General features: G+C 64.8%; 13 protein-coding genes and 1 pseudogene. 2 read left to right on the top strand and 12 right to left on the bottom strand.

The genetic code is table 11. The features are described from left to right. Positions 1-181 precede the first annotated feature (181 nt). From BKN51_RS12925 to BKN51_RS44665, 11 genes and pseudogenes are all read right to left on the bottom strand, one after another. The gene (locus BKN51_RS12925) at positions 182-1,354 is read right to left on the bottom strand and encodes a hypothetical protein (RefSeq protein WP_101607879.1); all 1,173 of its coding nucleotides are present in this window, start codon (positions 1,352-1,354) and stop codon (positions 182-184) included. Between the two features lie 877 nt (positions 1,355-2,231). Further along, on the bottom strand, positions 2,232-2,573 hold the full coding sequence (locus BKN51_RS12920) for a helix-turn-helix domain-containing protein (RefSeq protein ID WP_101607878.1): 342 nt from the start codon (positions 2,571-2,573) through the stop codon (positions 2,232-2,234). A 12-nt stretch (positions 2,574-2,585) separates the two neighbouring features. Then, on the bottom strand, positions 2,586-2,867 hold the full coding sequence (locus tag BKN51_RS44235) for a tyrosine-type recombinase/integrase (RefSeq protein WP_233223215.1): 282 nt from the start codon (positions 2,865-2,867) through the stop codon (positions 2,586-2,588). Positions 2,868-2,897: 30 nt separating this feature from the next. Continuing rightward, positions 2,898-3,689 (bottom strand): hypothetical protein, encoded by a 792-nt coding sequence (locus tag BKN51_RS12915; protein ID WP_233223225.1) that lies wholly within the window; start codon positions 3,687-3,689, stop codon positions 2,898-2,900. Positions 3,690-3,853: 164 nt separating this feature from the next. Then, positions 3,854-4,000 (bottom strand): annotated as a pseudogene (locus BKN51_RS12910) (GP88 family protein); the annotation flags it as partial. Positions 4,001-5,221: 1,221 nt separating this feature from the next. Next, the gene (locus BKN51_RS43050; protein ID WP_158255768.1) at positions 5,222-5,395 is read right to left on the bottom strand and encodes a hypothetical protein; all 174 of its coding nucleotides are present in this window, start codon (positions 5,393-5,395) and stop codon (positions 5,222-5,224) included. A 266-nt stretch (positions 5,396-5,661) separates the two neighbouring features. Next, positions 5,662-6,195, bottom strand: a complete 534-nt coding sequence (locus tag BKN51_RS43045) for a hypothetical protein (RefSeq protein ID WP_146044345.1) — start codon at positions 6,193-6,195, stop codon at positions 5,662-5,664. Positions 6,196-6,237: 42 nt separating this feature from the next. Beyond that, entirely contained in the window at positions 6,238-6,966 is a 729-nt protein-coding gene (locus BKN51_RS12905) for a hypothetical protein (RefSeq protein ID WP_101607876.1), read from the bottom strand. A gap of 823 nt (positions 6,967-7,789) precedes the next feature. Next, positions 7,790-8,263: a phosphoribosylaminoimidazolesuccinocarboxamide synthase gene (locus tag BKN51_RS43975; protein ID WP_199193012.1), complete on the bottom strand. Its 474-nt coding sequence runs from the start codon at positions 8,261-8,263 to the stop codon at positions 7,790-7,792. After that, positions 8,263-8,949 (bottom strand): HAD family hydrolase, encoded by a 687-nt coding sequence (locus BKN51_RS12890; protein WP_101613195.1) that lies wholly within the window; start codon positions 8,947-8,949, stop codon positions 8,263-8,265. The genes BKN51_RS43975 and BKN51_RS12890 overlap by 1 nt, the downstream gene beginning before the upstream one ends. 494 nt (positions 8,950-9,443) lie before the next feature. Further along, entirely contained in the window at positions 9,444-9,578 is a 135-nt protein-coding gene (locus tag BKN51_RS44665) for a hypothetical protein (protein ID WP_255414885.1), read from the bottom strand. Between the two features lie 1,380 nt (positions 9,579-10,958). On the opposite strand from BKN51_RS44665, the gene BKN51_RS12885 reads away from it, so the two are divergent. Then, a complete protein-coding gene (locus BKN51_RS12885) occupies positions 10,959-11,927 on the top strand; it encodes a glycoside hydrolase family 6 protein (RefSeq protein WP_101607874.1) in 969 nt (322 codons plus the stop codon). An 18-nt stretch (positions 11,928-11,945) separates the two neighbouring features. Here the strand turns inward: BKN51_RS12885 and BKN51_RS12880 are convergent, their stop codons facing one another. Next, positions 11,946-12,491, bottom strand: a complete 546-nt coding sequence (locus BKN51_RS12880) for a TetR/AcrR family transcriptional regulator (protein WP_168214324.1) — start codon at positions 12,489-12,491, stop codon at positions 11,946-11,948. Between the two features lie 133 nt (positions 12,492-12,624). Here BKN51_RS12880 and BKN51_RS12875 point away from each other — a divergent pair, with 133 nt between their 5' ends. Next, the gene (locus BKN51_RS12875; RefSeq protein ID WP_158255769.1) at positions 12,625-14,334 is read left to right on the top strand and encodes a phytoene desaturase family protein; all 1,710 of its coding nucleotides are present in this window, start codon (positions 12,625-12,627) and stop codon (positions 14,332-14,334) included. Position 14,335 lies beyond the last annotated feature (1 nt).

Raw genomic sequence — 14,335 nt, 5'->3', positions numbered from 1 at the left:
CTGATAGATCTGATTCGAAGTAGCCGGACGCTGCCTACCCGTCTTCGGGGATTCATGACCTTTGTAACCTATGAAGGGATCTCAGAGTCTGTTTATGGTCGTTGGATTTCGCCGCTGGATATCCCTTCGTGGAGTAATCTAATCAAGGAAAACTGGGACAGTATAGCCACGTACTTGAAGTCTACTTGAGTGTTGCGCGACGAGTGAGCTCGGCGGCGTAGCCGGGTCGAGTGTTGCCGGCGTCTTGTGTCCAGCGGGTGGCGCGGTCGAGGCTGATCCCAAGCATTCGTGAGATCACGGCGGCGGGCATCTCGGCTGCCATCTCCATGAGCGCGGTGTTACGTCCTAAGGTAGGTGAGATGCCGAGAGTGCGGAGTCGTACGAGCAGGTTGCTTGGAGAAAGTGGCTGACCGAGTCGTTTTGCAGGATATAACCACGGTTCTTCATCGGATGTGGTTGCACTGCGTCGGTCGGCGAGTAACTGCAGGACAAGCCCTCCAAGCGTTCGGGGCAGCGAGATCGGCGTGTTGGCGAGAAGGAGCTCCACACTGTCCTGATTGATGATCACATGCTCGGTCGTCAGTTGCGTGATCCGCACGGCTCGTTGGCCATAGAGCAAGACGAGGAGTCCCGCGACGCGGTCGGAGGTCGCAATGGTGTTGTCGTTGAGGAGTCGTCGAACCAGGGACCATCGCTCGTCGTGGTCGGCGAAGACTTCGCGAACGGGCTCGTTGTTGAACCGGGGAACCTCGATGCCTCTGGCATGACCGCGGCTGACAGCCCAGGTCACAAAACTGCGTGATCGGGAGAAGGAGTCGTTGGTGAGCCAGTCGTCGATGTCGGCTTGATTGCACGCGGCCAGGCTCCGGCCGCGATCGTGCAGCCAGTTGAGCAGGTTGGCGGCGGCAGTAAGGGAGTTGACGGCATAGGTGACCTGGTCGTGGGTCAGCCGCTGGCGGCTAGCGATCGCACGCAGCCGCCGCAGGTGATGCCAGGTAGCGAAGTTCCGCAGGATCTTGCGACTGGTCGGACCCTTGACGCGGCCGATTCGACGGGCGGTGGAGCGTTCCAAGCTGGCCAATCGCTCGTCGCGTGTTGGGAGAACACCGGCGTCGACAAGGATCGTGCGCAGGCGCGTCACCGCGGTGGCCGGGGTCAATTCGTCCAGCTGTGCGTGTGTCACGGGACCGGATGCGGCTGCCAGAGCGGAAAGCATCCTCTGTGTGCGAGTTCGGGCTACCCAGTTGAGGCCGGTCGCGGCGTCGGTGGCGGCCAGGGCACCCTCGACGGCCTGGATCTCGGGACGGACGGTGCCGTCGGGGCCGGTGAGGAGATTACGGATTCTTCGGGCCAAGCGCAGGCAATGCAGATTCCGGTCCGGTGCTGCGATCCGATGGCACCGCAGCGCTCGCAGACGTGCTGGGCCGCGGGGCCGTGCTTGTAGCAGGTTTGGCAGAGGCCGCCGACATCGGTGCGGATGCGTAGCGGACGAACGCGTTGGCATCCGGTGCAGGTGCCCATTGACCCACATTCTTTGCACAGTGGCTTGCCGTTGCTGGTGCGACGACTGACCACACGTTTCCGGCCGCAGTCCGAGCAGGGCGTGGCGCGAAGCTTGTCGGAGCAGTTCTTGCACCGTGGTGAGGCGGTGTCGGCTTGCAAGCATGGCTTGGATTGCTTGCACAACGAACAGATCGCGGTCGGTGGCTGTGCGCAATTTTTGCAGAGTACGGTGCTGCCGTCGCGGCGGGCAGGCAGAGTGAACTGGCTGCAGCCGCTGCACTCTTCGTGCAGTGACAGTTCGGCTCGGGCGCATCCGCCGCACAGCGACTCGCCGTTGTCGGTGCGTCGAACCATGGTGGCAGCCTTGCCGCAGTGAGCGCAGGGCTTGGTGTGGGCTTTGTTCCAGCAGCTCTTGCAGCAGCGCAAGCCGTCCCGGCTGTGAGACAGACGGACGACGCGGTCGCAGTACGGGCAGGCCGGAGCGACGACGCCGGCCAGGTCGCGCGCACATAGCTCGGCGATGAGCGCGACGACGGTCGCTGAGCCGTGCGCTCCGGCGCCGGTGAGCAGGTCCGGTCTTTCGGCAAGCTGACTGGCCACCTTGTTCCGGTTCCGTTGGTAGGGAATCATTTTCTGGACCAGCGCCGCTACCTCGTCCTGGTCGACCGCGGGGTTCAGCCTCGCGACGATCGCGGCGACGAGGTGCTCAGGACTGGTTACCGGGCGCGTCATGAGTCGGTGATCCTCGCTCGCTTGGGCCGTATACCACCGAGTCCGCTGTGCGGTCCCGAGTCAGGGGAGGAGTTGTCGCCAACCGCTTTGGCGCGGCGTGAGACGGCGGCGATCGGCACGATCAGGTCGTCCATGCGGCAGTCCAAGATGTCCATCAACGCGACCAGAACCTTCAGGCTCAACCGCTCGGGCTTCTCCGTGACCAGGCGCCAGATCTGGGTCGAGGACAAGGTGATGCCGCGTTCGACCAGGTGTGGCCGGATGTCGGTGGTGCTGAACATGCCACGGGCAGCCATGATCTCCCGCAGGTTCCAGGTGTAGTCGAGCTTGGCGGTCACGCCGCTCCTCCTTCAGTCGGTAGAAAGTCCACGGTCCAGGTGTCGACGCAGCATCGTGTTCATGAAGTCTCCGGACACTCCGGTGTAGATCGCTGTTGTGCTGGCGAACCGGTGCCCGACCTGTTCCTGGACGAACTTCGGGTCGGCACCGTCCTCGATCAGATGCGTGACGTGGCTGTGTCGCAGGCAATGCGGTACCAGATCCGAGTCCATGCCCAGTACGTCGCGGTAGACCGCGAAGCGCTCCTCGATCTCGCGTGACCTCAGCCGGCCACCGCGCTCGGTCACCCACATCGCCGGATGATCCGACAGGCCGAACCGAGTTCAGACGTTGATCAGGTAGTCCTCGACGGCCTCCACGGCCCACGGCATGGTGGATGCCACCATGCGCCGCTTCGGCGGCGATCCTCTGGACCGCTTTGCCCCAGCGCACGTTGAGCATGCCGAACTTACCAAGCTCCGGAGCCTTCGGATTGCGGTACCAGTCAACACGGTCCAGCTTGCTGGCCTCCGTGACGCGTAGTCCCCATCCATATTGACTTTCAAGACCGTGGCGTCACGATAGGCGCTCAATGCGCCCTTGCGGCCGAGCTGCACAGCCCTCTCAACCTGGTCGTCAGCGTAGTCGAACAGGGCCTGACACTCCTCACGAGTCAGCGGCCTGCGACCCGGGCCGCCCTCGTAATCCACCAAGTGGGCGGCGCTGTTCCATTCGTGCACGATCTGCACCGGATGCGTGCCGAATCGGGCTTCGCATTCGCTGACCCAGCCATAATGTGGCGAGGTGATGTAGTCGCAGAACATGCGGATCGCGCCCTGGTAGTTGCGCAGCGTCGACTCCGCCAACTCCTGCTTCATCACCAGTTCCGCCGTCCACTCGTTCATGTGAACGGCGGTCCAGTGCCAGGGATACTCGTTGGTGTACGCGGTAAACCGGCGAATGACACTCCTGCGACTGTCGACAGTGTCTTGCTGAAGCCGTCGTCCGCTGCGCTGTTGCTTCTCCCAACCGGCCAGCATCGCTGTCAGTACGGCGTCCTCAGGGCGCAGCAACAGGACGTCGTCGGCCAGCTCCAACCGTGCCGAGCCGGGCAGCGGATCGCCGCGAGCGGCCACCGTGCCTCCTTCCATCTGCTGGAAGAATCTTGCATCAGATGAAAGGTCGAAAGCAAACGTGCAGGTAGGAGCACCGAACTGACGTTGTAGTAGAGTCAGTCGAAGCCGCGACGGTGCAGCAGGAACGTCGCACATGTCTTTCGTTCGATGCAATTCCGCGTGGAGCGGGCGTAGCAGGTTTTGGCGCATATGCCGGCGCTGGGGCAGGCGTTGTAGGTGCGGCCGTCTGCGAAGCGTCCAGCCCAGGCGGGCAGGCTCCAGTTCCAGATGTCTTGCTTGCGGAGGCGCGCGTTCTGGCGGAGCAGGGGCATGGACACCCCCGCGCGTTCGTCCACTGTGGTTTGCGTTGGTCGGCGTGGCAGGGGCTGCACGCCCGTGTACGCGGGCTCGAACGGGGCCGCGTCCGGCGATCGATTCGGGTGCTTGCTGAGTCTGCTTTATAGACTTGGGGAGATTTGTTTCACTTACTGACCTATCCGCGAAACCGCAAGGTTATCCAGCGAAATCACTCTACAGTGACAGCATTGCACTTATCGATCATGAAGATTTGGGCTAACCTATTTAATTTTGAATCGACTTCCTGGCGACCTTTGAGAAGAAGATCAGCAGGTCGGCGACATGAGGGCAGTCGTCATCCTGCGACTTCGGCAAACTCGTCGAGTCGTCATGCCTCGTCGACCCCTTACATTGGCCAGGCCGGTTCGGTATGGTAATTGGCGATGTCATGTTAACGTCAAGTTCGAAAGATGATCAAATCTAAGCTCCTCGGACATGCAGCTCCGAAACTTGGATAAGCAGCTCCGAATCTTGCGGAGGAACTAACTGTGGCCAGGCTGACTGGTTTTCTATGCAGATCAATTGCAGCTAGCCTTCTTGTGGTCGGAATGACCGCGTCGTTAAGTGTGCCAGCAATGGCAAGCAGCTACGACTATGACGGCTATAACAACTTCAACTTTTATTCTGACGATGGCGTTACGCATGCCGATGGAAAGGTCAAGTGGTACTCCGGAAACACTTGCAATGTTTCGGTATTATCGTGCGTCTGGAGCTCGCGGATGACTCGTGGTGAGTACCACGGTTCCGTAGTGGCCGACCGGCCCGTCGACTGCATTTGGGTAAAGATTACCTGGGGTTTCTTAACGGGCAGTAGCGTCAGTTTTCCGCCGTCCGTGTCGGGCAGTGGTCAGACAGTCGAGGGCAACTGGCTCAAGAGCTGTCGTCGCGGGAACGAAAGTAAGCCTGCGCCGATCAAGTTGCGAGGACTCAACTACGCCAAAACGGCGCTATTGAACACGAGCATTACTGTATGCACCTCGTCCCGTCGCGACAGCACGGCGCGACACTGTAGTCCCCACAAGTACTGGGAAATCCTTCGAAAAAAGTAGCCTGACCAACGTCGCGAAATATTAACGCCGGATAGTCCGCTCTGCGCCCAGCGAACAGAGGCTCCTGACGAGCCCCTGTTCGCTGGGCATACGGGTGCTTGCTGTGCAGAGTAGTGCAGTCGCGGGCCGTCGCGCCACTGGGGCCGGTCACGGATCCCTTGTCATAACAGGGTTTACGGCCGTGTTGGCGCGGCGGCGGCGTCGTCCGGCGTGGTAGTCGAGCACGTCGGCGACGCGGTACCGGAGGCTGTCGACGGTGTGCTGTGTGGCCAGTCCTCGGCGGCGCCATTGCCGGACGGTGCTGATCTGCACGTCGCACATCTCCGCGACCTCCTCGGCGCTGAGAAGGTCGTCGGGACCGAATGTGAGCGGTTTCGGGACTACCCAGGTTGTCCGAGGTCGCGGCATCGGGCGTCGAGTCCGGCGCAGGTGTCGGGGGCGGCGATCATGAGTGCTTCCCGGTAGGTGCGGGCGATGCGGCGTGCCCGGTCGAGTGGACTATCGCCGGGCCAGGGCCATTCGTTGACCTGAATCATCACAAAACCGGTAGTTCGCTGGAAAACTTATCTGGTCGAACCGTAGTCGCCTCATTCGTCATCGCGGGGGCCAACTCCTAAATCTTTTCTCATTTCAACGGTCAGCTGATCAAACGAGGAAACGGTGTCACGTATGGATTTCGCTAGAGCTTCGCTGTATCCAGAATTGGCCTTCAGGGAGGTGCAGGCTTTATATGCAAGGCCTATCTTTCTGATGAAATCAGCGTAAAAGTCTTGAATCTTACTAGTCGTCAGAAGGGAGAATCTGGGCTCGCAGTAGTCGACTCTTTCGATTATTTCATTTAATTCGACACGGTAATCGTCGATCAAACCCTTTTTGTAGCCCCCTTCGGAAGCCAACTGTGTTCGAACTAAGAATTTAATGGCGCGATCACCATATCTGAGCGCCTCAACATATAGACTGAGTCGCTGGTCTCGCCAATGTGATCTGTCTTTGACCTTTTCTTCTATGGCCAGCTTTCGAGTTTCCTGCCAGGCGTTAATTAGTTGACCGAGGATGATTCCCGCTATCCCTATAAGTCCAACGAGGATGGGTACCCATATAGGTACCTGTGACGATTGCATCGGTACAGCCTACGGCGCAGGTGTGGCTCCTGCAGGTGGTGTTCAAACCAGCACCTCCTGCCGATCGGCGACCAGGGTGCACAGCCGCTGGTATTCGTCCCAGGTGAAGGCGTCTCCGCAGGCGGCACAGGTGTTGGTGGCGGCCCCGTCAGGGCGCTGGAGGGCGACACGGTCGCAGCGGGGGCACGGGGCTGGGAGGCGGTTGATGAGTCGCCGTTGGCCGGTGACGGCTTCGACGCGGTGGTGGAGGTCGAGCAGGACGTCCGCGCTGTCGAGGCCGTCCCGGTCGAGGGTGGTCCATTCGCGGTCGGTCCAGCCTGTGTGGACGACGCCGCGCAGGGCCAGCAGGACGCTGACGGCGTTCTCCAGCAGGTGGGCGGCTCGCTCGAGTACCGCGCCGGGACGGCTGTCGCGGGCGGCCTGGGTGTCCCACCAGACACCGAGGACGTCGGCGGTGGACTCAGCCCAGCACTGCGCTTCGTGCACAAGCTCGGCCTGGACGGCAGCGATGGTCAGCGACAGGGGCACGGGCAGGTCGCGGGTTCCGCTGACGAGCTGCCGGAGACCGTCACGGGTTCCGCCGAGGACGGCTTCGAGGTCGAGGTAGTCCTGCGGCATGTCCACGATGGCTTGGCGCAGGTGGCGTGTGCAGGCGTCGCAGAGTCTTTCGGCCGCGTTGATCGGTGCGCCGCGCTTGATGGTCGGGTGGTCGGGATCGGGTTCGCGGTGGGCGCATCGTGCCCCGCGGTAGCAGCGGTGGAGGTCGAGCATGGTGAGTCTCCTGGGTCATCGGCCTTTGTGGCCGGTCACGGTGTCGGCGACGGCGTAACGGGGCGTCCGGGCGGTGCGACGTCAGGTGGTGGGGAGGTCGCGCGGCATGGACGGGATTCGGGAGCGGCAGGCTCGGCGGCGTCGCCTGGAGTGGATGTTGCTTGCGTGGAGCACGGACGTGTGGTCTGTGCCGTTGCCGGCGTTCGACGCGGCCACAGTGGACGAGGCGGTTCGCTGGCTGCGGGCTGCCGAGCGTCCGGAGGCCGGGTAGGTCGTCACAGGTGTTCTTCGCGGTCGCAGGCGGCGAGCAGCGCGAGGGCGAGTTCGCGGGCGTGGCGGGTGTTGAGGGCGAGCATGGTCGGTTCGCAGCCGATGCCGATGCGCGGGGGAACGTCGCCGTGGGCCGGGAGCCAGAGGACGTCGAGCGGTCCGGCGATGTTCCAGGCGGCGGAACCAGGACCGTGGAAGTCGGTGCCGGTGGGCTCGGGCAGCTCGGCGCGCCACGGTGTTCGCCCGGCGGCCCCCGCGGCCCGCGCTGTTGGTGGCCGAATTGGGCGCGATGGGGAGGTGGACGCTGGTGTTCTCGTCGCTAGGACGACTCGCCCTGCATGCGGGGGAATGTGACTACTTGTCCACGACGGGCGAGGATTTTATTGAATTAGTGCCGGAAGGGATCGCAGTGATGCTCGATCCCTATGACGAGCATCGGTTTCCGGTGCTGTCAAGGGTGGCATCTCCGGAATTCGTAACCCACATGTGGTTGCGGCAATCCGTGAACTAGCACCAAGGGTTGGCAAGCGCCCACTCACTGCGGTCGGTGGCATCAAGGGAGGGAACACGGGGGGTGGATGGTCCGGGTTTTCATGTGGAGCTCGACGTGCTGGAAAGCGCGTCGAAAGGCATGAGCGAGGTCGTGAGCGACCAGGAGGGGTTCGAGCTGCGCGGCCTGTGCGGCGAACCCGTGCTGTACGGGCATGCCGGGGTTCATGACGCGTTGGCGGAGTTCTGCGGCCGGTGGCCCGCCGGTGGTGTCGGGGACGCGGGCGAGGTCGAACTCGATCCGGTTCGGTGGCAGGAAACGGCGGAAGTGCGTGCGCACCCCGGCGTTCCGCAGCATCGCGAAGGTGGCGGCGGCCATGCGGCAGGTCGCCTCCCCTTTGCCGGGAATGGTGTCGGGCATCCGGCCGTAGTGGAAGACCGTGTAGTGGTCGGTGTAGTCGAAGATCCCGACCCCGGTCTCCTCCGGCGTGGGTGGCCGGACGATCCGCAGGTCCTTGGTCGAGTGCAGGACGGGCATCAGGCTCCCTGCTGTCGTGGCCGGGCGGGGACAGGGCTGGTGTCGGGCGGGGGCAGGTGGCCGTCGCGGACCGCGACGACCGGCATCCCGGCCGCGCGGGCGGCGGCGATGCCGTCGGGGGCGTCGTCGACGGCCAGGCACCGCCGCGGCGGGACACCGAGCTTCAGCGCGGCGGTGAGGAACAGATCGGGGGCAGGCTTGCCGCGGGCGACATCGTCGCGGGCGACGACGACCGGAACCTCGTGGGTGAGGCCGAGCGCGGCGATCCCGGGTTCGAGAAGGACCCGGACGGCACCGGAGGCGACGGCGCACCGGAGACCTGCCTGGCGGGCCGCGCGCAGCAGTGTCAGAACACAGGGGTTCGGTGTGAGCGTGTGTACGGTGGCCAGCAACCGATCGCGGGAGAGGCGGATGATCTCCTCGTGCGGCGGGCCTGCGGTGCCGGGGTGCTGGGCGAGCAGGTCGTGGATGGACAGCCCGAGGTGGCGGCGATACCAGGCGGGGTCGAGCTCGACCCCGAAGGCGCTCAGCGCGGCCCGCAGCGCGTGCTCGTAGCGTGCCGTGGTGTCGGCGAGGGTGCCGTCGAAGTCGAAGATCACCGCGTCGGCATCGACGGGTATCGCCGGTGTGCACCCGCATTCCGTGTCGGACGCGGCGCCCGCCGGGGCCGGGGTCGGCGGCGTCATGCCGGGTCCGCCGAGCTGGCGTGACCGCAGCAGAGGCAAGGGGCGGCCGGGCCGGTCCAGGGTTCGCGCAGGCAGGGCAGGCCGGTGGAGGCGTCGGTGATCCAGGTTGCCAGGACGATTCGGACCGGGGTCGATGCCCTCGATGGGCACGGTGGTCAGGTCGGGGCGCAGTTGGGGCCGTCGGTCGCCGGCGACCAGAATCAATACCGTCCGCGCCTCGGCCACGAGGTCGAGCTTGTCCTCGAACGACTCGTAGCCGATCGGCGCGCTGGGAGCCGGGACGCCATCTCTGCCTCGACATGTTCACCGGCATCGGGATCCTCCGATCAGGCCCGCACGCCGGTGGTGCGGGCCCGGCCTGGCTGCGATGAATGGTTGATTTCCTCGGAGTCAGGCTCGAGGTCACTCATGAAGCGAGGCTAGTAGGGCGGAGCGACAGCGGCCCGGCTACGCGACAATCGACGGGTTCCTGAATTGATCAGCTCAGCATTAGCTCACTCGTTGCCCCTGGACGAGCAGCTTTGACCAGGCGGCTGCGTCGCGACGAGCGCGGCCGCGAGCGCCTTCGGGTCGTGCTGGGGCTCGCGCGCGGCCTGCCGGTCGTGGTCGAGAACCCCTGTGCTCGACACGATCAGGCAGCCAAAGTCAGGTAGTCGCTGTGCGTAGTTGGGTTATGAGCATGTCGAGGTCGGTGTCGCTGGGGATGGTGACGCCGGAACGGCTCGCTGCCCAATCCGTGCGCAGGTCGTGCCATCGCCGCTACAGCAGGCGTGCGGATTCGTATGCTCCATCGTCGCAGCCGCGATGCTCCCTCGGCGACTGGCCTTTCGTATGCCGGCAACAGCCGCCACCACGGCCCCACAGGATCCGACGACCACCTGATCGACTGGTTCGCCGAGCACATCAACCCGAACATCACCCACTTCCGTCATCCAGGCTCGCCAAAGGAAAGTCTGCCGCAGATATCCCGGATGGCACACGAAGCGTGCCCACCGAATAAAAGCAGCGACACACCGGGTCGGTCGGGCCACAGGTTAGATGCGGCCGTCAAGTTATCTCGGCGATGTCTGAGGAGCACACGGATCGGCTGTCGCGGTCCTGATGCTGCAGCGACGAACCGCGCAGAAAGATCTGTCACGACAACAGAACAGGGACCCGATCTCGGCCCTGCGAGCACATACTTCGGCGGAGCGGGCGCCGCCCAGGCAGAAGCGTCAGAGCCCCAGCCGCGGCGAGCTGATCGACGCCGAGGCTCGCTAATCTCGGCAGTGCAACCCGAGGCTGTGACCGATCCCCGCGAGCCTTGGGCAACGCGTTCGCCTCCATCTTCGTTCAGGCTGCCGTCACCCAGGCGCTCGCCGAAGGTCTCGGCAGCTCACTCAGGAAACTGTGGTGGATAGTGAGACTTATCCACCACAACCGGGTCTGAGCGCCTTCAACGCAGGGGAGTAGTCGGTCGGCTCTCGCCCGTGCACGCCCCGGGCGGGAAGACTCACTCAGCCGCGTCGTCGGCAAGTTATTCGCACCGGCAGAACCTGATACGACACCGCCACAAGCGACGCCCTACTGGGCGAAGGCCCACGACTCGATCAGCACAAGCGCGCCCGAAAACGCAGCCCGACCAGGCGCGATGCTGCAAGAGTCAGGAGTAGTCGTCGCCAGCCGTGCATGAACGGTCGATGATGTCCAGAACCACGTCGTTTGACCAGGCAAAACGCTCTCAGATCGCCGCTGAGCGCCGAAATCCGTCGTCCGGGTGTCATCACCCCGGCGTTTTCCGATTCTCGCGATCGACGTGCCCACTTTTCGCGCCCACTTTCGAGCGCGCGCAGCGGTCGATCGAGCCCAGCAGGCCGTCCATCCGGGATGCTCAGTCATAAGGGGCATTATCACCGTGCATAACACTGGATTCAGTATCGCGTCCCGAAGACGCGCAACTAGTTTCGCGACGCGCGTAAGCGATAGAGGAGGTCTATTTTTGCGGCTTTCGGTGGTGTACGGGCCGAGAAATGTCCGATCCGATGAGTTGGTTGGCCATGAAGAAGAAGGACAACGCCGGCAGGTGCCGCAACCGCGCTCGCGAGTTGGCCCTCGTCGTCCTGCTCGCCCTTCTGGGGGGCTGCGATCCGGACGGATATGCGATCGACCCGCGCGGCGTCGGAGAACCGATACCCCTGCTCGGCTCGACGAGTGGCTTCTACGTGGACGGGGACAATCCGGCCGCGGCGTGGGTACGTTCGGCACCGGCCGGGCCCGAGGCCGAGTCCGTTGGCAGCCAGATCGCCTCACGTCCAGCCGCCCAGACCATCCGTGCGCCAGACCGGGTGAAGCAGGCTGTCGGGCGAGCCGTCGCCACCAACACGATGCCGATCTTCATGGTCGACCTGGATCGGCCGGAAGCGTGCGAGACAGGCCACCGTGCATGGTCGGACGAGATCGCGGCCGGTATCGGGGAGGCCTCCGCCTTGGTGGTGATCCGGGTCGCCAAGGGGTGTTCTGCCACCGAGTCACGAGAGCAACTCTCCCTCGCGGCCGCGAAAACCCTCGGCGCGCTCTCTCGGACCATCCTTCTTCTCGATGTCTCTGACGCGACCTCGGCGGTTGCGGCCGCCGAGTGGATAGCGTCCGCGGGGCGAGACGTGGACGGGTTCGCGGTCAACGTCCGTGGCTATGCCGATGAGGTCACCGCGTCCGCGTCAGCGAATGGCGTCCGGGAACACCTGCAGGCGATTACGGGCCGGAGCGACTACCTCATGGTGGCCGACAGCGGTCGCAATGGGGCACCCACCTCGGGGGACTGCAATCCGGTCGGCGCCCGAGTGGGACAAAACCAGGTGCTGAGGCCAGAACGCGACAAGCTGCAACTGCTCTGGCTCACCACCCCGGGCATCTCTGACGGGCCGTGCGGCGAGGCTCCAACCAGCCGTGCCGGCGAGTTCGACCCAGCACTCGCCTACGCGCTCGCGAAGCGTCCCTGACCCTCAGGCGGGTCAGAACTAGGGAGCCGTCTCGGGGAACAGGGGCATGATCGCGGCGATGGCGTCGTCGAGCGGGGCCGCGCTGCGGTGCGCGCGGCAGAGGATCACCGCGCCTTCGATCGTGGCGACGGCCAGTGTCGACAGGCGCCGGGCGTCGTCTTCGGCGGTGCCGTTGGCGATCAGCAGCTCGCGGATCTTCTCCTGCCAGCCCGCGAAGATCTCGCGCACCGTGTTCTCGGCGCCGGGGACCTCGTCGCCGCTGTCGACGGCCAGAGCCACGATCGGGCAACCCGCCTGATAGTCGCTCTCGATCAAGGAGATCCGCCAGATCTCCGCGAATCGCCGTAGTGCGACGCGGGCGTCGCCGCTCTCGGCCGCCTCGTCGATGAGTGCGGTGATGTAGTCGCCTGCCAGCCGCACCGCGTCGATGATCATTTCGTTCCGCCCGCCGGGGAAGTGGTGGTACACCGACCCTCTCGGGGCTTCGCTGCGGGCGAGTACGGCGTCGATGCTGATCCCCGCGGCGCCCCGCTCTCGCAGCAGCGCGACCGCGCTGAGAAGCATGCGTTCCCGGGTTTGCCCTGCTCTGCGGCCCATCGCCCTTGTCTCCGCCTCTTCATGCCGTCCCTTGACTCAATACTATGTCAGAGTCCATAGTTACTGGAAAGTAGGTAAGAGACGAGCGATGGGAGTGGCGATGAAACGCTGGGATGCGGTCGTCATCGGCAGCGGGATGGGCGGGCTGACCTCGGCCGCGTATCTGGCCGCCGGCGGAAAGCGAACACTCGTGCTCGAGGCCGGTGACGTGCTGGGCGGCTGCACTCACGTGTTCCGCCGGAAGCAGTTCGAGTTCGAGGTCGGGGTGCACTACCTGGGGGATTGCGGTCCCGAGGGGACGATCCCGGCGATCCTGCGTGGCGTCGGTCTCGACGAGCGAGTCCGGTTCCTCCCCATGGACCCCGACGGATTCGACACGATCGTCTTCCCGGACGTGACCGTGAAGGTGCCGCGCGGCTGGGACCGCTACCTCGCCAACCTGATCGAGGCGCTGCCCGGTGACGCCGATGGACTGCGCAAGTTCGTGGGTGTCCTGCGGCGTCTCGGTGAGTCGACCGATCGGCTGACCACGCCGGGGTCGCATCTCGAGATGGGCAAATTCGCGCTCCGTGCCGGGACGGCGGCGGTGTGGGCGATGCAGCCGCTCGACCGCCTGCTCGACGCCTGCAAGCTGAGCGTCGCCGCCCGCGCCGTGTTGTCCAGCCAGGCGTCCTATCTGTCTCCGCCGCATCGCGCGGCGACGATGGTGCACGCGGTCTTCCTGCACAACTACATCCGTGACGGTGGCTACTTCCCGGAGGGCGGCGGCCAGGTGCTGGCCGCGCATCTGGCCGATGTGGTGACCGTGCACGGTGGTGAGGTGCGGACCAGGGCGCGGGTTCGCCGCATCCTCGTCGAGCACGGCCGGGTCACCGGGGTGGAGCTCACTTCGGGAGAACTGATCCCGGCCGACGTGGTGGTCTCCAACGCCGACATCAAGCGCACGCTGCTCGAACTGGTCGGCCCGGACAAACTGCCGTCGCGGCTGGTCCGCCGCACCGACGGCTACCGGATGTCGATCCCGCTGTTCAACGTCTACGTCGCGCTCGACGTCGACCTGCGCGGGCGGATGCCCAACACCAACTACTTCAGCTGCCCGGTCACCGAGCCGTCCAAGGAACTCTTCGAACTGGCCGGACGGGCGGGGGAGCTGTCCGAGCCGCAGATCGCCGACCTGCTCGCGCGGACTCCGGGGTTCGTGTCCGTCCAGTCGATCAAGGACCCGGACAACGAGCGGATCGCCCCGCCCGGCTACACCAACCTGGAGATCATGTCGGCCGCACCGGCGGACTACGGGTTCTGGGGCGTCGACGAGGGGCCCTATTCCGGCGGCAAGTACCGGCGGCGTCCCGGCTACACCGAACGCAAGGAGCAGTTCACCGAAGCGATGCTCGACCGGGCCGCCGCGGTCATCCCCGAGTTCCGTGAGCACATCGTGCACGTCGAGGCCGGGTCACCGATCACCCAGGAGCGGTACACCCTCTCCAGCGACGGCGTCGCGTACGGCATCGACCTGTCGTGGCAGCAGTTCGGCCCGCTGCGCCCCGGCGTCCGGACGCCGGTGAAGGGCCTGTTCCTGGCGGGTGCCAGCAACTCCTGGGGGCCGGGCGTCGAGGGAGCCATGGCTTCGGGTGTCGGCGCGGCCGGTGCCGTGCTCGGCCGCGACCTCGCCAAGCAGCTCAGGGCGGGCGCCGTGCTCGCCGACAAGGCTTCACTGCCCGCGCTCCCCGGCGACTGGGATCCGCTCATCGCGGCAGGCGGGCCGGAGCACCAGCGCAAGAGCACCATCCCGACCGGTACCAGGAGGTAGT

This window comes from Amycolatopsis sp. BJA-103, assembly GCF_002849735.1.
Taxonomy (GTDB): domain Bacteria; phylum Actinomycetota; class Actinomycetes; order Mycobacteriales; family Pseudonocardiaceae; genus Amycolatopsis.
Note: the sequence above shows the minus strand (reverse complement) of the source record. Positions and strands in the feature narration are given on the sequence as shown.

Coding starts and splice junctions, on each gene's coding strand:
- BKN51_RS44235 (WP_233223215.1), bottom strand. CDS start 2,867: ATGTGGGTGACCGAGCGCGGTGGCCGGCTGAGGTCACGCGAGATCGAG.
- BKN51_RS43050 (WP_158255768.1), bottom strand. CDS start 5,395: ATGTGCGACGTGCAGATCAGCACCGTCCGGCAATGGCGCCGCCGAGGA.
- BKN51_RS43045 (WP_146044345.1), bottom strand. CDS start 6,195: ATGCAATCGTCACAGGTACCTATATGGGTACCCATCCTCGTTGGACTT.
- BKN51_RS12905 (WP_101607876.1), bottom strand. CDS start 6,966: ATGCTCGACCTCCACCGCTGCTACCGCGGGGCACGATGCGCCCACCGC.
- BKN51_RS43975 (WP_199193012.1), bottom strand. CDS start 8,263: ATGCCCGTCCTGCACTCGACCAAGGACCTGCGGATCGTCCGGCCACCC.
- BKN51_RS12890 (WP_101613195.1), bottom strand. CDS start 8,949: ATGACGCCGCCGACCCCGGCCCCGGCGGGCGCCGCGTCCGACACGGAA.
- BKN51_RS12885 (WP_101607874.1), top strand. CDS start 10,959: ATGTCCGATCCGATGAGTTGGTTGGCCATGAAGAAGAAGGACAACGCC.
- BKN51_RS12880 (WP_168214324.1), bottom strand. CDS start 12,491: ATGCTTCTCAGCGCGGTCGCGCTGCTGCGAGAGCGGGGCGCCGCGGGG.
- BKN51_RS12875 (WP_158255769.1), top strand. CDS start 12,625: ATGAAACGCTGGGATGCGGTCGTCATCGGCAGCGGGATGGGCGGGCTG.